Below are 16375 nucleotides of genomic sequence, written 5' to 3' on the forward strand. Positions count from 1 at the left end.
CCCACGGGTGACGGGCCGCAGGTCCGCCTCCGCGGGACGCGATGCCTAGGATGGGGCACCATGTCCACCCCTGCGGGGCGTCCGTCCGCGCCCACGACCGTCCGCGAGCGACTCCAGCAGGCGGCCTTCGCGCTCTTCGACGAGCAGGGCTACGACGGCACCACGGTCGACGCGATCGCCGAGCGCGCCGGCGTCGGGCGCACCACCTTCTTCCGGGCGTTCCGCTCGAAGGAGGACGTGATCTTCCCGCACCACGACGAGCTGCTCGAGCAGGTGCGGGCCCGCCTCGACGCCGCCTCGTCGCGCCACAGCCTGCTGGCCGTCTCCGAGGCCACCCGCCTCGTGCTGCGCCACTACCTCGCCGAGGGCGAGCTGGCCCGGCGCCGCTACGAGCTGACGCGCAGCGTGCCGAGCCTGCGCGAGCGCGAGATCGCCGGGATGCAGCAGTACCAGCGGGTGTTCCGCGAGTACATCCGCACCTGGATGCACGACGAGCTGCGGGCCGAGCTCATGGCCGGCAGCGTCGTCACCGCCCACAACGTCGTCCTGCGCCGCTGGCTGCGGGGCCAGAGCGAGGACGCCCACGCCGACTTCGACGCGGCCATCGCGCAGGTCCTCGACCTGTTCGCCGACCGCGGCGAGCGCGACGGCCGCTCGGGTGCCACCGTCGTGGTGGTCCCGGGGTACGACGACCCCTCCGCCGTCGCCGCCGCCGTCGAGCAGGCGCTGCGGGAGCAGACGCCCCGGGGCTGACCGGGCGTCAGGCCGCCGCGACCCCGCCCCGGGAGCGGCGGGCGAGGCGGCGCAGGAGCAGCAGCAGCGGCGTACCGACGACCACGGCGAGCACCGCCCACGGCAGCAGGACGCCCGCCACCGTCGCGACGCCACCACCGAAGTCGGCCAACGCGGCCCAGCCGTCGCGCAGGCCGCCGACGAAGCCACCGGTCGCCTCGTCGGTGTCGCCGGCGTCGTCGGAGTCGTCGGAGGCCGGGCGCCGCACCTGGACGGTGATGGTCGACCAGCTCGTGGCGTCCTGCAGGTAGGCGAGCTGCGAGGCCAGGCTGTCGAGGTCGGCCTGGCGGCGGGTCAGCTCGCCCTCGATGCTGACGACCTCACCGAGGTCGTCGGCCTCGGCGAGCAGTGCCTCGACGCGGGCCAGGCTCTCGCGCTGGGCCCGCACGCGGGCCTCGGTGTCGACGACCTGGGTCGTCACGTCCTCCAGCCCCCGGCTGCTGGAGGAGGTGGGGGCGAGGTCCTCGACCGCCGTCATGGTCGCGTCGAAGGTGGCGCTCGGGACCCGGAGCACGAGGCGGCTGGCGACGGCCGTGCCCTCGTCGTCGGCGGTGGTCTCCTCGCTGGACAGGCGGCCGCCGACCTCGTCGGCGAGGCGTTGGACGGCCCGGCGCGTCTCACCCACGTCCTCGGCGAGCAGCTCCACCGTTCCCGTCGCGATGATCGCGGGCGGCTGGGCCGCGGCGGCGGGTGCCGCGCCGGGCGCGGAGTCGGACGCGGAGTCGGACGCGGAGTCGGGGGCGGTGTCGGCGCCCTCGGCGGCGGCCGGGGCGTCGAGCTCGGCGGCCAGGTCCTCGGGCGGGCCCTCCGGGGCGGGCGCCCCGGGGGCGGAGACCTCCTGGGGGATGCCGGAGCCCTCCGACGAGCTCTCGTTGCCGGCGCCGCAGCCGGCGAGGGCGAGGGTCGTGACGAGGGCCAGCGTGGCGGCCCGCAGGAACGGGAGTCGGTTCATGCCGGTCGGACGCCGCCGCCCCGTGAACGGTTCCACCTCGTGGCAGGGTGGTCGCATGGCGCGGGTCGTGGTGGTGGGAGCCGGGGTCGCCGGTCTCGTGGTGGCGTGGTCGCTCGTGCGGGCCGGGCACGCGGTGACGGTGCTCGAGGCCGACGACGTGGTGGGCGGCAAGCTGCGCACCAGCCGGGTCGCGGGCGTCGCCGTGGACGTCGGGGCCGAGGCGATGCTCAACCGCCGCCCCGAGGGCGTCGCGCTGGCGCGCGAGCTGGACCTGCCGGTGACGCACCCGGCGCTCGTGTCGTCCCGGATCTGGACCCGGGGCGCGCTGCGTCCGCTCCCGCGCAGCCTCATGGGCGTGCCGCTGGACCTGCCGGGCCTCGAGGCCTCGGGAGTGCTGTCCGCGGAGGGCCTGGCGCGCGTGCGCGCGGAGGTCGACCTGCCCGCCGAGGCGGTGGAGACGGGGGAGGACATCACCGTCGGCGACCTCGTGGACCGGCGCCTGGGGCCCGAGGTCACCGACCGGCTCGTCGAGCCCCTCCTGGGCGGGGTGTACGCCGGTGATGCGCGGCGCATCTCCGCCCGGGCCGCCGTGCCCCAGCTGGTCGCGCTCGCCGGGCGCGGCTCGCTGCTCGAGCAGGCCGCCGGACTGCCCACGACGTACGACGCGCCGGTCTTCGCCGGCATCACCGGCGGGATGGGGCGCCTGCCGCTCGCGCTCGCCGCGGCGGTGCGCGACGCCGGGGGAGTGATCCGGGAGGGGACCCCCGTGCGGGGGCTCCGCCGTACCGAGCCGGAGGGGGCGTCCGGCTCGGCCCCGACCGTGCTGCTCGACGAGGAGGACCTGGAGGCCGACGCGGTCGTGCTCGCGGTGCCGGCCCCCGTGGCCGCGCTGCTCCTGCGCGACGTCGCGCCGCGGGCGGCCACCGACCTCGACGCCGTCGCGACGGCGTCCGTCGCGGTGCTCACCTTCGCGTTCCGGGCCGCCGACCTGCCGCCCCTGGAGGCGTCCGGGTTCCTCGTGCCGCCCGTGGAGCAGCGGCGCATCAAGGCCTCGACGTTCTCCTCCGACAAGTGGGGCTGGGTCGCCGACGCCGGACGCGGCGCCGGGCCGGAGGGGGAGGACCTGCGGTTCCTGCGCACGTCGGTGGGCCGGGCCGGCGACGACGAGGCCGCCCGCCCCGACGCCGACCTCGTGGCCGACTCGCTGGCCGAGCTCCAGGCCGCGCTCGGGGTGGGCGCCGCGCCCGTCGCCCACCACGTGCAGCGGTGGCCGGACGGCCTGCCGCAGTACGGGCTGGGCCACGTCGACCGGGTACGGCGGGTGCGCGCCGCCGTCGCGGCCGTGCCGGGCCTGGCCGTGGCGGGCGCGACGTACGACGGCGTCGGCATCCCCGCCGTGGTGGCCTCCGCGCACGCCGCCGTGGCGGCGCTGGACCTGCCGGCGGTGCCGCCCGAGGTGCCGGCAGCGGGGGCGCGGGCGCCGCAGGCCGACCCCCGGTCGGCGGCGAGGGGCGGCGGAGCAGAATGGGGCCCATGAGCGCCGAGACGGAGACGACGGGCACGACGGGCACGACGGGCACGGGCGGGAACGACCCGCAGGAGCACCTGAAGACCAACGCGGCGAAGCTGCGCGAGATCAACGACACGGTCCGCTACACGATGTGGTCGGTGTTCCGCCTCGAGCACCTGCTGGGCTCCGACGCCAAGCGCGGCAAGGAGGCGAAGGAGGTCGAGCGCCTCTTCGCCGCGCTCGCGAAGGAGGGCGTGGTCGTCCGCGGCGTGTACGACGTCTCCGGCCTCCGCGCCGACGCCGACCTCATGGTGTGGTGGCACTCGGAGGACTCGGTGGCGCTGCAGGCGGCGTACAACCGCTTCCGCAGCACCGCGTTCGGGCGACGCCTGGCGCCCGTGTGGTCGCAGATGGCGCTGCACCGCCCGGCCGAGTTCAACCGCAGCCACGTGCCCGCGTTCCTCGCCGACGAGACCGTGAAGGCGCACGTGTGCGTCTACCCGTTCGTGCGGTCCTACGAGTGGTACCTCCTGCCCGACGAGGAGCGCCGCGCGCTGCTCGTGGAGCACGGCAAGATGGCGCGGCCCTACCCGGACGTGCGCGCCAACACCGTCAGCTCGTTCGCGCTCGGCGACTACGAGTGGATGCTGGCCTTCGAGGCCGACGACCTCGGGCGCATCGTCGACCTGATGCGCGAGCTGCGCGCCTCCGGCGCCCGCCGCCACGTGCGCGAGGAGACGCCGTTCTACACCGGCGCCCTGACACCCGTGCGCGAGCTCGTCGACCGCCTGCCCTGAGGACGGGAACCGGTCGAGCCCCTCGGGGCGTCCGAGGGGCATGAGCCCTGAGCCTGCCCGCGACCGTGCTGCCCGTCGTACGCCGATTCTCGCCGCAGGCGCGGTCCTCGCCCTCGTGGGGGTGACGACTGCGGCGGCGGTGGCCGTGCAGCGCGGAGGACCCGACGAGGGTGGCGGCGCCGGGAGCGCGACCCCCGCCGCGTGGGCGTCGTGGTCGGGGCCGGCGGAGGCCTTCGGTGCTCCCGGACCGGTGGAGGTCGTGACGCTGCCCGTGGGCGACGGTGACCAGGTGCTCGTCTGCTACGGGCCGCAGCCGTCCATCGAGGTCCCGCGGGGGTGCGCCGGGCTGTCGTACGCCGTGACCGGGCTCGACCCTGCCCTCGTCGACTCCGGCTTCGTGCGCCTGAGCGGGACGTGGGACGGCACCACGCTGGCTGTCGACGACGCGGAGCCCGCCGACCAGCCGGCGTACGACGAGGCCCCGTTCCCCGACTGCTCGGGCGACCTTCGCCCGCCCACCGGACCCATGGTCGACGAGGACTTCACGACGCTGCTCGACCCGGAGACCAACATGTACGGCGCTCCCTACTCCACGGTCGTCGAGGGACTCGACCGGTACGCCTGGCTCGTCGTCACGCACGAGGATCCCCTGGGGTACGGCGACGACCTCGCCGCGCAGGGAGCGACCTACGGCCAGTGGAGCAACCCGTGGGGGCTCGACGTCGGTCTGGCACTCGGCCACCTCACCGCGATCGAGCGGGACGCGGCGGTCGAGGCCGCGGTCGCGGAGATCCGCACGGTGTGGCGCGGCTACCTGTGCATCGACGCCGACGGCCGGTACGACAGCGGCGAGATCGGGGTGGCGGCCGACGAGATCCTCGCCCAGGGCGTCCCCGGCGCGTCCAGCGTCAGCTGGGGCACGGACCGCATCACGCTCGAGGTGCTGTACGACGACGGGCGCCTCCAGCACTGGGCCGACCAGCGTTGGCCGGGCCTGGTCCACGTCAGGGCCGAGCTGCGGGACGTTCGGTAGCAGCGGGCCGGCCGCGGTAGGAGCGGCAGGGGACGCCTATCGCTGGCACTGCGCCGGGGCGTGCCGGTGGCCCCGATGCGGCGGTGCTGCGGCGGGGTCGGCGTGATGAGGGCTGGCCGGATTGGCTAGCTGAGCGGTGTGGTGCCGGTGGTGTCGACGGCGTACTCCAGTCCGTGCGGACTGATCCACAGGTAGGTGCCGAGCGGGTCGCGGTGGTAGCGCCATCGCCGGTCCGGTGGATCGACGCCCGGTGGATCGTCACCACGTGTGCTCGGTGGGCCGGAGCCGGTCGGTGAGGGGTGGGTCTTGACGCGGTGGTGGCCTCGGCAGAGCGGGGCGAGGTTGTCGGTGGCGGTCTGACCTGCGCCCGGTGCTGTGTTCGACCGGTAGGGCTCGATGTGGTCGAGGTCGAGTCCGTGTGCTGGTTTCCCGCAGTAGGGGAAGGCGCAGGTGGGTCGGTCGAGGCGGACGCGTTCGGCGATGCGGTCGGGGATCTCGTAGGCGTCGACGGCGACGTGCTCGGCGAGGTCGATGACGGGCTTGACGATGATCTTGGTGTCGGGCGTCCTGCACCAGTCGCGGACCTGGTCGGCGGTGACGAGGGCGCGGGTGTTCTCGAGGCGGGCCAGGTCGATGCCGGTGCCGCCGGTGGCGGCGTCGATCCCGGGCCCGTCGCCACTGCGGTGTGCGGCGATCGCGGCTTCGTTGAGGTGGACGTAGAGGACGACCTGCCGCGCGGGTGTCCGGGTGGAGTCGACTGCCTCGCTGTCAGCCTCGGGGCCGTAGAGGTCGAGCGCGGTCTGTCGTCGCGCGAGCTCACCGACGGCCATGGAGCGGCGGACGTCGAGGTCGGCGTCGCACCCGGCTGCAGCGAGGTCGGCGGCGACGCGCTGGACCGCGTTCTGGAGGTCGAGAGCATCCACCAAGTCGAGGGTCCCGTGCACGGGCACCACGCCGGTCCAGGGTGCTGCTGCGTCGACGGGGGTGGTCTCGATGGTGAAGTAGCGGCCGGCGTCTGCGTCGGCGCGGTCGAGCTCGGCGTTCTCGGGGTCGAACCGCGCGATGGCCTCGGCGGTGAGTCGTTCGACGGTCGGCATCGTCGTCCGGTGGGCGACCGGGGCGAGGTTGCGGTCGACGAAGTCCGCGGCGTCGGCGGTGAGGGTGCGGGTGAGGGCGGCGATCTTGCGGGCCCGCCAGACGGGCAGTGCCCGGTTCTGCGTCGTGGGGTCGGCGCCGGCCAGGACGCGGGAGTAGAGGCGGGGGAGGCGGTGGCGCAGCTCGATCGCGTCACCCACGAGGGGACGGCAGGAGGAGACGGAGCGGCCGAGGGCGGCGGAGATCTCGTACAGGCAGAACTCCGACACCAGTGGTGCGCCGGGTCCGCCGAGCTCGAGAAACCGGTCCCCGCCGGGAACGGCATCGGGGTCCTCGTGCCACAGCCCGAGAGGCCCGATGGGGTCACCGACGGTGCCGTCGGTGTGGGCGTCGGCCCAGTCCGCGACGGCGACGAGCGTGGCGACCTCGGCGGCCATCTGTGCCGCAGCGGCCTCGCGGGCGGTGGTGAGCAGCGCGGTCGGGTCGAGGGCCGGAGGGGCCTCGATGACTGCGGTGCTCGGGTGGTTCATACGGACAACGCTAGGGGTGGGCACCGACACTTCTCGGGTCCAGGAACGGCGCCTGGGGAAAGAAGATCTGAGGGATTTCGGGGGCGCCCGGATCGGTCCGTCCGCCGGGACCAAGATCGTGGTTTCGAGGGCCGCTGGCGCGGCCACCTCGACCACCGGAAGAGCGCGGCCACCTCGACCAACGGAGGCCGGTCGTGGTTTCGAGGGCCGCTGGCGCGGCCACCTCAACCACCGGGAGAGCGCGGCCCACGTCGACCACCCGCCCGCGCGTCGTACCGTCCACCATGTGACCACCCGGGCGACCCGCGCCCCCGGCCTCTGCTACGAATGTTCCATGTCCTCCCACGGTCTCGCGGTCGCGACGCACGACGCCGTCTGGCGCCTGCACGTCGACCTCCGCCTGACCGCCAGCGCGCTGTGTCGCTGTCGTCGCTCCTCGCTCTGAGACCGATCACCACGCCCGCACCGCGGGCCGTCGCCGCGCCACCGCGCGGCTGAGCACCCGGCACGACCGAGGCCCGGACACCCGGGCGACATCCCAGGACGCCACCATGACGCTGCAGAACACCCGCCGTACCGACGGACCGGCCCGCGACACCCCGAAGGGGCTCGCAGTGCTGCCCCTCCTCCAGACGCTCCGCGAGATCGCCGCCGACCCCGACCTGCACGAGCTGGTCGACCTCACCCGCCCCGACCGGCAGTCGCTCGAGCTGCACGCGACGCCCGACCTGCAGGTCTGGTTGCTGACGTGGCCGCCCGGCTTCTCCACGGGGTGGCACGACCACGCCGGCTCGCGGGGCGCCTACGCCACGCTGCGGGGCCGGCTGACCGAGCACACGTGGGAGCTCGGCACGCCGTCGGCCTGGCAGGTGGGCCGCGGGGAGGCCCGCGCGTACGCCGGGGGCCACGTGCACACGGTGCGCAACGAGACGGGTACGACGGCGCTGTCGGTGCACGCGTACGCGCCGAAGCTGACCGCGATGACCCGCTACGAGGAGCGCGGCGGCCGCCTGTCCGTCGTCGGCGTCGAGCAGGCGGGGGTGCAGCTGTGAGCGCCCCGGCCATCGAGACCTGGTACGCGACCGCCCGTACCGTCGCGCCCCGCGCCGTCGCGCCCGCCACGACCGCCCCCCGCTTCGAGGAGGTCTGGTTCGACGGCGTCGACGACATGCTCGCCGAGGCCCGGGCCCGGCTGCTCCGCCTGAGCCCGCGTGCGGCGTACCAGTCGGTGCTGTGGCGCCGGGCGCTCATCGTCGACATCCGTCCCGAGCGCGCCCGCCGCGAGCAGGGCGAGGTCGACCCGCGCCTGCGACCGGTCGTCGTCGAGCGCGTCGACCTGGAGTGGCTGCTCGACCCGCGCAGCCCGCAGCGCCTGCCGGAGGCGGACTACGACCTGGCGGTCGTGGTGCTCGACGCGCACGGCACGACCTCGTCGCTGGCCGCCGAGTCCCTGCAGCGCCTGGGCCTGCGCGACGCCACCGACGTGGTCGGCGGGTTCGCGGCCTGGCGGGGTCAGGGGATGCCGACCGTGTCCTGACGGCTGATCGAGCGCTGGGCCCGGCGGGCGAGGATCTTGTCCTTCACCGCCAGGCTCGGCTTCTCGACCACGTGCCACGACACGTAGGCGAGCGCGGCGGTCACGAGCGCGACGACGGTGAAGTTCACGGCCAGCCGGGTGGTGCCGAACCACAGCACGAACAGCTGCTGCACGGGGAACGCCCACAGGTACATGCCGTAGGACAGGTCGCCGAAGCGGGCGGCGCGGCGGAAGTACGGCGTGCTGCCCATCCCGACGACGAGCACGACGTAGGGCAGCGTCAGCCAGGCGTACCAGTGGAGCTGGTCGGGCTGCACCTGCTGCACCAGCACGTGCAGCGCGAGGAGCGCCACGGCGACGTCGGCCCGCAGGACGCCGCGGCCCCACCGCTCGACCGCGAGCCGGATCAGCGAGCCCGCCATGAACAGCACGGCGAACCGGGCGAACTGCTCGGGCGCGAAGCCCCACACGCGGTCGAACGTGCCGTTCGGCTGGTAGGCCACCCAGCACAGCCCGAGCACCACCACGAGCAGCGCGCCCAGGCGGAAGCGGTGGTCGCGCAGCACCAGCAGCGGCACCAGCAGGTAGCAGACGAACTCCATCGGCAGCGTCCACAGCGACCCGTTGATCGACGCCGGGTAGGGCAGGTCGTCGGTCACGCCGGGCAGCACGTTCTGGTGGTAGAGCGCGATGTTGCGGAAGTAGTCCCAGGTCAGCGGGTCCGAGAAGTACGAGCGGGCGCCCACCGACGAGGCGAGGGGACCCAGCACCAGCGCGGTCACCACCACCAGCACGGCGAGCGCCGGGAAGATCCGCAGGCAGCGGGCCGCGAAGTAGGCGACGAGGTCCCGCTTCGACGCCCAGCTCGCCGCGATCAGGTAGCCCGAGATCGAGAAGAAGATGACGACGCCGAGCGTCTCGAGGGAGAACCCGCCGAACTTCGGCGTCTCCTCGCCGCGCCCGACGAGCACGAACCCGTGCCCGACGAGCACCATGAGGGCGCCGACGAGGCGCAGCCCGTCGAGGTTGTTGGTGCGGTGATCCACCCGCGGAACCCTACGGGGTCGCGGACGGCTCCCGGCTCACGCCTCCGGGCGCGGCTCGAGCGTCAGCGAGATCGAGTTGATGCAGTAGCGGTCGCCGGTCGGCGTCCCGTACCCGTCGGGGAACACGTGCCCCAGGTGCGAGCCGCACGACGCGCAGCGCACCTCCACCCGCTTCATGCCGTGGGAGTTGTCCTCGATGTACTCGATCGTGTCGCTGATCGGCTGGTAGAACGACGGCCATCCGCAGCCCGAGTGGAACTTGGTGTCGGACTCGAACAGCTTCGCCGAGCACGCCTTGCAGCGGTAGATGCCGGTCGTCTCGATGTCGGTGTACTCACCCGTGAACGCGCGCTCCGTGCCGGCCTGGCGGAGCACCGCGTACTCGGCGGGGGACAGCTCGGACCGCCACTGCTCGTCGGTCTTCTCCACGTCGTAGGCCATGGGCCCAACGGTACCGACCCGCCTACGATCGACCCAGCTCGTTCGCCGAGGGAGGACACGCCGTGAGCCAGCCCCGCCGCACCGTCGCAGCACTCGCGCTGCTGCTCGTCGCCGCCGGCTGCTCCGCGGGCGACCCGGCACCCGACGAGGCGCCCGACCGGTCCGCCGCCGCCCCGGCCCGCACCTCGGGCACGACCGACGCCCCCGCCGACGCGTCCCCCGAGGCGGCCGACGCGCTCGCCGCCGACGACCCGTGGGGCCCCGAGCGCCGGGCGGCCTCGGAGGCGGCGTTCACCGAGGCGGTCGCCGCGGCGGGCACGTCGTACGTCGTGGGGGAGGACGGCTTCCACTTCTTCGGCGACGACCACAACCTCAACCTGTCCCAGGCCGTCGGCCGGGTGCGCCTCGACGCGGCCGGCGCGCAGGAGTGGGCGACCTACCTCACCGACCTGCAGGCGCAGGCCGAGGCGGGCGGCGCGGAGTTCCGCGCCGTGATCGCCCCCGCGAAGTGGGACGTGCACCGCGACCAGCTGCCCGCCTGGGCGCGCGAGCTGTCGGGGGAGACGTCGGCCCAGGTGCTGCGCCGCCTCCACCCCGACCTGCCGCTCGTCGACGTGCGCACGGTGCTGCGCGACGCGCCGTACCCGACCTACGACCCGCTCGACAGCCACTGGACCCCGTACGGCGGGTGGCTGGCGTGGGCGGCCGTCGTCGCCGACCTGGCGGCAGCGGGCGTCGAGGGCCTCGAGCTGCCGGAGCTCGTCGACGTCGAGACGGTGCCCTCGGTCAACGAGCTCGCCGCCGAGGGCGTGCCCGACGCGCCCCCGGTGCGGACGGTGCCGGTGTTCGCGGGGGAGCAGCCGCCGTCGGAGGTCACCGGGCCCGACGGGGCCCTGCCGGCGAGCGCGGGCGGGATCGTGGCGCTCGGGGCCATGCCCGCGGAGACCCGCACGCCCGGCGCGCTCGGCACCGCGGAGGTCCTCCTGCTGCGCGACTCGATGCTGACGCTGGTCTCGCCCGCGATCGTGCGCACCAGCCCCCGCACGCTGCAGCACTCCCACGGCATCGCGGGCACCGGGCCCGTGCCCGACGTCGGCGCGCTCGTCACCGAGGAGCGCCCGGACGTCGTGCTGCTCGTGCTCGCCGAGCGCTACCTCGGCGCCGGCCCGCCCGGCTGACCCGCGCCGGCCTCCTCGTCGGCCGCCTCGTCGGCCGCCTCGTCGGCCGCATCGAGCGCCTCCGGCTCGTCCGGGTCCTCGCCACCGGGCACGGGCGCCGGCGTGCGCAGGCGGTGCACGACGTGGACGCCCTCGATGCCCCGCAGCTCCACCTCGCGGGCCGCGTCGAGGTCGAGCAGGGAGCGGTCGGTCACCGCGTCCGCGACCGCCGTGCTGACCAGCACCTCGCCGCCCGCGGCGAGGGCCGCGACCCGCGCGGCGTACGCGACGTGCAGCCCGAACAGGTCGTTGCCGCGGTGGAGCACCGAGCCGCGGTGGATGCCCATCCGCACGCGCACCCGGGGCTCGCGGCGCCACCCGGCGAGCCGGGCCTGCACCGCCAGCGCGGCCGCGACCGCGTCGTCGGCCGGGCCGAACGCCACCATGAACCCGTCGCCCTGCGTCTTCACGACCTGGCCGTGGTGGTCCTCGACGGCGCGCCGCACGACGCGGTCGTGGCGGGCGAGCAGCCGCACCCAGGCGCGGTCGCCGAGCCGGTCGTTGAGGCTGGTCGACCCCTCGATGTCGGAGAAGAGGATGGTCACCCGCCCGTCGCCCGTCGCGAGCCGCACCAGGTCGGGCCGCTCGACCTGCGCCCAGCCCGCCAGCTCCTCGATGGAGGAGCGCAGGGCCCCGCCGACCCCGCGGTCGCGGACCAGCTCGACGGTCTCCCACACGGCCCGCACGGCCTCGCGGGGGCGGGGCAGGCGCCGCCGCGACCCGGGGCGCCCCTCGGCGGCGCGGAGGGCGGCGAGGTCGGCGGCCAGGACGGCCGCGCGGCGCCGGGCGGTGAGCCACAGGACGCCGAACGTCGTCGCGAGGGCGACGGTCGCCACCTGGACGACGACGAGCAGCACGATCGACCAGGTCGGCACGAGCGCATGCTGCCACTACGTTGGGGCCATGGCGAGCAAGGCGGCGGCGGCCGAGGTCATCGCGGGCGACCGCGCGGTGCGGGTCTCGAGCCCCGACCGCGTCATCTACCCCGCGACCGAGCGCACCCCCGAGATCACGAAGCTGCAGGTGGCGCAGTACGTCGCGGACGTGTCCGACGGCCTCGTCCGGGCCCTGCGCGAGCGCCCCACCGCGCTGGAGCGCTGGCCCCGCGGCGTCCTCCCCGGCATCGAGCTCAGCACGGGCCGGCCCGGCGAGAAGGCCGACGCGTTCTACCAGAAGCGCGTGCCGACGGGGGCTCCGCCGTACCTGGAGTCGGTCGAGATCACCTTCCCCTCGGGCCGCACGGCCCGCGAGATCTGCGTGACCGAGCCGGCCGTCGCGGTGTGGGCCGCGCAGATGGGCACCATCACCTTCCACCCGTGGCCCGTGCGCCGCGCCGACGTGGACCGCCCCGACGAGCTGCGCATCGACCTCGACCCGCAGCCCGGTACGACGTTCCGCGACGCCGCGCGCGTCGCCGGCGTCGCCCGCGAGCTGCTCGCCGAGCACGGCGTGACGGGGTGGTGCAAGACGTCGGGCAACCGGGGCGTCCACGTCTACGTGCGCATCGAGCCGCGCTGGGAGTTCACCGACGTGCGCCACGCGGCGATCGGGTTCGCCCGCGAGCTGGAGCGCCGCGACGACCAGGTGACGACGGCGTGGTGGAAGGAGGAGCGGGGCGAGCGGATCTTCGTGGACTACAACCAGAACTGCCGCGACCGCACGATCGCGTCGGCCTACTCCCTGCGGGCCCGCCCGGGTGCACCCGTGTCGACCCCGCTGACCTGGGACGACCTCGCCGCGCTGGAGGACCCGCGCACGCTCAACCTGCTCACCGTGCCCGAGCGGCTCGCCGACGGCGACCCGTGGGAGGGGATGGACGACGAGGCCCACTCCATCGAGCCGTTCCTCGCGATGTTCGCCGAGCAGGGCTCCGTCGAGCTGCCCTACCCGCCCGACCACCCCAAGATGCCCGGCGAGCCGCCGCGCGTGCAGCCGAGCAAGAAGGTCGCCGACCACTGGGACGCGGCCGGCAACCGGGTGGAGTGACCCGCCCGGTCGCCCGTCGCGAGGTCGTCCGTCGTGAGACCGCCCGCCGTGGGTCAGACGCCGGTGATGCCCTCGCCGTGGCCGTCGGCCTGCTCGGCGAACGTCTCCTGCTCCAGCAGGTGCAGCACGGGTACGTCGAGGTGGCGCCGCGCCCGCGAGGTCCAGTCGACGCCGAAGAACTCCGCGACCACGTGGGGGCTGGTCAGCACGATGACCTCGGCCGCGTCGACGGCGGCCACGGTGGCGCGCAGCGCGTCGATCGGGTGGTCCTCGACGACCGCGCCCTGCGCGGTGGCGCCGTCGGCGCGCAGGAGCGCCAGCGTGCGTGCCAGGCCCTCGTGCGCCTCGACCTCGCTCTGGTCGTGCAGCTCGTCGAGGTCGATGCTCGCCAGCGCGTAGCTGGGGGAGCCCACGACGTCGCCCGAGCCCAGGGTGCCCACCGCGGTCGCGACCCGCTCGGCGGCGTCGTCGACGGGGAGGAGCACGTCGTACACCACCTCGTCGCCCAGCTCGAGGTGGAGCGACGTGATCTGGCGGGCGTCGAGCTCCGTCAGGGGCTGCTCGACGAGCAGGACGACGTGGTAGGTCATGGCGTCTCCTCGGTGGATCCGGTGTCGGACGGGGTCAGGACGGTGGTGAGGTCGTAGCCGACGGGCTCGTCGAGCTGGTCGTAGCCGCACGAGGTCGGGTCGCGGTCGGGACGCCACCGCTTGAACTGCGCGGTGTGGCGGAAGCGCCGCCCCTCCATGTGGTCGTAGCCGACCTCGAGCACCCGCTCGGGGCGCAGCGGGGTGAAGGACAGGTCCTTGCCCGCGCTCCAGCGCGACTGCGTGCCGGGCACGCGGTCGGGGTTCGCGACGGCCCACTCCTCCCACGCGCCCCACGGGTGCTCCTCGATCGGGCACACCAGGGGCGCGAGCTCCTCGATCAGCTCCGCGCGGCGGGCGGCGGTGAAGGACGCGGAGACGCCGACGTGCTGCAGCGTGCCGTCCGCGTCGTGCAGGCCGAGCAGCAGCGAGCCGAGCAGCGGGCGCTCCGGGGTGGACGTCTTGTGCTCCCGGTAGCCCGCGACCACCACGTCGGCGGTGCGCGCGTGCTTGATCTTCAGCATGGTGCGGCCGTTCTCCGTGTACGGCGCGTCGAGCGGCTTCGCGACCACCCCGTCCAGCCCGGCGCCCTCGAACTGCTCGAACCAGACGGCGGCCTCGGCGGCGTCGGTCGTGGTGCGCACCAGGTGGCAGCCGGTCAGCCCGTCGTCGTGCACCCGGCCCGCGAGGTGCGCGAGGGCCTCGGCGAGCGCGGCGCGGCGCTCGGCGAACGGCCGGTCGACGTAGGAGGTGTCGCCCAGCGCGAGCAGGTCGAAGGCCACGAACCCGGCGGGGACGGTCTCGGCGAGCATGCGCACCCGTGAGGCGGCGGGGTGGATGCGCTCCTGGAGGACCTCGAACTGCAGGCGCGGCACCCCGTCGTCCCCGGCGGCCGCGACGAACAGCTCCCCGTCGAGCACGCAGCGCTCGGGCAGCTGCTCGAGGACGGCTTCGACCACCTCGGGGAAGTACCGCGTCAGCGGCTTCGTGTTGCGCGACGTCAGCTCGACCTCGTCGCCGTCGCGGAAGACGAGGCAGCGGAAGCCGTCCCACTTCGGCTCGAAGGACAGCCCGCCGCCGCCGGCCCAGGCGGCCGGGTCCGGCACCTGCGCGACCGACTTGGCCAGCATCGGGCGCACGGGCGGCATCACGGGCAGGTCCACGGGGCGACCCTATCCAGGTGCCGCCACGCGCACCGGGCGGGCGCGCCGCGGGTTCGCATAGGGTGGGGCACTGTCCGCGACGTCCCCGCGACGCGCGCGCATTCCCCGGTTGGTCTGCCGGCAGGGCCCGCCTGACTTTGAATCAGGACAAGCGACGTAGGTTCGACTCCTACCCGGGGAGCCTCTCTCCCCGCGGGCGCCACGCGCCCCGAGGCCCGACTAGGGTGTGGCCGCATGAGCGCGATCACCGTCATCGTCCTGGCCGCCGGCGGCGGCACGCGCATGAAGTCGAAGACCATGAAGGTCCTCCACCGCGTGGGCGGGCGCAGCATGGTGGGCCACGTGCTGGCGGCGGCGCAGTCGGTGTCGCCCGACCGGGTCGTCACCGTGGTGGGCCACCAGCGCGAGCAGGTCGGGGCCCACGTCCTCGAGCTCGCGCCGGGGTCGGTGCTGGCGGTGCAGGAGAGCCAGGAGGGCACGGGCCACGCGGTCCGCGTCGCCGTGGAGGCCCTGGGCGGCCAGGTCGACGGCACCGTGGTCGTGCTCACCGCCGACACCCCGCTGCTGCGCGGCGACAGCCTCGCCGCCTTCCTCGCCGACCACGAGGCCGCCGAGCGTGCGGTCAGCATCCTCTCGGGCGAGGTGGCCGACCCGTTCGGCTACGGCCGGATCGTACGCGACGAGGACGGCGACGTCCTCGCCATCGTCGAGCAGAAGGACGCCGACGCCGACCAGCGCGAGATCCGCGAGATCAACTCCGGGATCCTCGCCTTCGACGGCGCCTTCCTCACCGAGGCCCTGACCCGGATCGGCAACGACAACGCCAAGGGCGAGTACTACCTGACCGACGCCGTCGGCCTGGCCCGCGAGGCCGGCCTGACGGTCGGCGCCTACTGCCTGGAGGACGTGCGGCAGACCGAGGGCGCCAACGACCGCTCCCAGCTCGCGCGCCTGGGCAAGGAGATGAACCGCCGCATCCTCGAGCACTGGATGACCGAGGTGGGGGTCACGATCATGGACCCCGACACCACCTGGATCGAGGACGACGTGGTGCTCGCCCGCGACGTGACGATCCTGCCGGGCACCCAGCTGCTGGGGGCCACCGTGGTGGCCGAGGACGCCGTGATCGGGCCCGACACCACGCTGGAGGACTGCGAGGTCGGCGCGGGCGCCCGCGTCGTGCGCACCCACGGCCAGCTCGCCGTGATCGGTGACGGCGCGCAGGTCGGCCCCTACGCCTACCTCCGCCCGGGCACGCGCACCGGCACCGGCTCGAAGGTCGGCACGTTCGTGGAGACGAAGAACGCGGTGCTGGCCGACGGCGCCAAGGTGCCCCACCTGTCGTACGTCGGGGACGCCGAGGTCGGCGAGGGCAGCAACGTCGGCGCGGGCACGATCTTCGCCAACTACGACGGCGTCGCGAAGCACCGCACGACGATCGGGCGCCACGCCCGCACCGGATCCAACAACACCTTCGTCGCGCCCGTCACGGTCGGCGACGGCGCCGGCACCGGCGCCGGCACGGTGGTGCGCGAGGACGTCCCGCCCGGCGCGCTGGCCGTCTCGGCCGGCCCGCAGCGCAACCTCGAGGGCTGGGCGGCGCGTCGGCGCCCCGGCACGGCCCAGGCCCGGGCGGCCGAGGAGGCGGGCGCGGGGGACCGCTCCCACCCCTGAGTTGGCGCCACCTCG

At 74.8% G+C, this 16375-nt stretch carries 16 protein-coding genes and 1 tRNA gene; 10 read left to right on the forward strand and 7 right to left on the reverse strand.

The features are described from left to right. Positions 1–60 precede the first annotated feature (60 nt). Positions 61–753, forward strand: coding sequence for a TetR/AcrR family transcriptional regulator (locus tag ACOACO_RS09265; protein WP_420295935.1), 693 nt, complete (start codon positions 61–63; stop codon positions 751–753). Positions 754–760: 7 nt separating this feature from the next. On the opposite strand, the gene ACOACO_RS09270 is transcribed toward ACOACO_RS09265, so the two are convergent. Beyond that, the gene (locus ACOACO_RS09270; protein WP_420295936.1) at positions 761–1780 is read right to left on the reverse strand and encodes a DUF4349 domain-containing protein; all 1020 of its coding nucleotides are present in this window, start codon (positions 1778–1780) and stop codon (positions 761–763) included. A gap of 19 nt (positions 1781–1799) precedes the next feature. On the opposite strand from ACOACO_RS09270, the gene hemG reads away from it, so the two are divergent. The 3 genes from hemG to ACOACO_RS09285 are packed head-to-tail and all read left to right on the forward strand — an operon-like array spanning position 1800 to position 5084. Then, a complete protein-coding gene (gene hemG, locus ACOACO_RS09275) occupies positions 1800–3281 on the forward strand; it encodes a protoporphyrinogen oxidase (protein ID WP_420295937.1) in 1482 nt (493 codons plus the stop codon). Next, positions 3278–4051 (forward strand): hydrogen peroxide-dependent heme synthase, encoded by a 774-nt coding sequence (gene hemQ / locus ACOACO_RS09280; protein ID WP_420295938.1) that lies wholly within the window; start codon positions 3278–3280, stop codon positions 4049–4051. Before hemG ends, hemQ begins: the two co-directional genes overlap by 4 nt. A 40-nt stretch (positions 4052–4091) precedes the next feature. Next, positions 4092–5084 carry a hypothetical protein gene (locus ACOACO_RS09285; RefSeq protein WP_420295939.1) on the forward strand — a complete coding sequence of 331 codons (993 nt, stop codon included), beginning with the start codon at positions 4092–4094 and terminating at the stop codon, positions 5082–5084. 125 nt (positions 5085–5209) lie between these two features. Here the strand turns inward: ACOACO_RS09285 and ACOACO_RS09290 are convergent, their stop codons facing one another. Next, positions 5210–6709: a hypothetical protein gene (locus ACOACO_RS09290; RefSeq protein WP_420295940.1), complete on the reverse strand. Its 1500-nt coding sequence runs from the start codon at positions 6707–6709 to the stop codon at positions 5210–5212. 551 nt (positions 6710–7260) lie between these two features. Here ACOACO_RS09290 and ACOACO_RS09295 point away from each other — a divergent pair. Beyond that, entirely contained in the window at positions 7261–7761 is a 501-nt protein-coding gene (locus ACOACO_RS09295; RefSeq protein WP_420295941.1) for a cysteine dioxygenase, read from the forward strand. After that, entirely contained in the window at positions 7758–8246 is a 489-nt protein-coding gene (locus tag ACOACO_RS09300) for a rhodanese-like domain-containing protein (protein ID WP_420295942.1), read from the forward strand. The genes ACOACO_RS09295 and ACOACO_RS09300 overlap by 4 nt, the downstream gene beginning before the upstream one ends. Here the strand turns inward: ACOACO_RS09300 and ACOACO_RS09305 are convergent. Continuing rightward, the gene (locus ACOACO_RS09305) at positions 8222–9292 is read right to left on the reverse strand and encodes an acyltransferase family protein (RefSeq protein WP_420295943.1); all 1071 of its coding nucleotides are present in this window, start codon (positions 9290–9292) and stop codon (positions 8222–8224) included. The two genes, ACOACO_RS09300 and ACOACO_RS09305, sit on opposite strands and share 25 nt — an antisense overlap. A gap of 36 nt (positions 9293–9328) precedes the next feature. Beyond that, positions 9329–9733, reverse strand: a complete 405-nt coding sequence (gene msrB / locus ACOACO_RS09310; protein WP_420295944.1) for a peptide-methionine (R)-S-oxide reductase MsrB — start codon at positions 9731–9733, stop codon at positions 9329–9331. Between the two features lie 62 nt (positions 9734–9795). On the opposite strand from msrB, the gene ACOACO_RS09315 reads away from it, so the two are divergent. Continuing rightward, entirely contained in the window at positions 9796–10911 is a 1116-nt protein-coding gene (locus ACOACO_RS09315) for an alginate O-acetyltransferase AlgX-related protein (RefSeq protein ID WP_420295945.1), read from the forward strand. Here the strand turns inward: ACOACO_RS09315 and ACOACO_RS09320 are convergent. Continuing rightward, entirely contained in the window at positions 10884–11825 is a 942-nt protein-coding gene (locus tag ACOACO_RS09320) for an adenylate/guanylate cyclase domain-containing protein (protein ID WP_420295946.1), read from the reverse strand. The genes ACOACO_RS09315 and ACOACO_RS09320 overlap by 28 nt on opposite strands. Positions 11826–11853: 28 nt before the next feature. Between ACOACO_RS09320 and ACOACO_RS09325 the strand changes: the two genes are divergently transcribed. Next, positions 11854–12936: a DNA polymerase domain-containing protein gene (locus tag ACOACO_RS09325; protein ID WP_420295947.1), complete on the forward strand. Its 1083-nt coding sequence runs from the start codon at positions 11854–11856 to the stop codon at positions 12934–12936. 53 nt (positions 12937–12989) lie between these two features. On the opposite strand, the gene ACOACO_RS09330 is transcribed toward ACOACO_RS09325, so the two are convergent. Continuing rightward, positions 12990–13526, reverse strand: coding sequence for a hypothetical protein (locus ACOACO_RS09330; protein WP_420295948.1), 537 nt, complete (start codon positions 13524–13526; stop codon positions 12990–12992). Beyond that, positions 13523–14686, reverse strand: a complete 1164-nt coding sequence (locus ACOACO_RS09335) for an ATP-dependent DNA ligase (protein ID WP_420295949.1) — start codon at positions 14684–14686, stop codon at positions 13523–13525. The genes ACOACO_RS09330 and ACOACO_RS09335 overlap by 4 nt, the downstream gene beginning before the upstream one ends. Before the next feature lie 102 nt (positions 14687–14788). On the opposite strand from ACOACO_RS09335, the gene ACOACO_RS09340 reads away from it, so the two are divergent. Both ACOACO_RS09340 and glmU read left to right on the forward strand, forming a co-directional pair. Further along, positions 14789–14867: transfer RNA gene (locus ACOACO_RS09340), tRNA-Gln, on the forward strand. A 53-nt stretch (positions 14868–14920) separates the two neighbouring features. Continuing rightward, positions 14921–16360, forward strand: coding sequence for a bifunctional UDP-N-acetylglucosamine diphosphorylase/glucosamine-1-phosphate N-acetyltransferase GlmU (glmU, locus tag ACOACO_RS09345; protein ID WP_420295950.1), 1440 nt, complete (start codon positions 14921–14923; stop codon positions 16358–16360). Positions 16361–16375 lie beyond the last annotated feature (15 nt).

Origin of the sequence: Nocardioides sp. CPCC 205120, from assembly GCF_048654585.1 — a bacterium.
Classification (GTDB): Bacteria; Actinomycetota; Actinomycetes; order Propionibacteriales; family Nocardioidaceae; genus Nocardioides.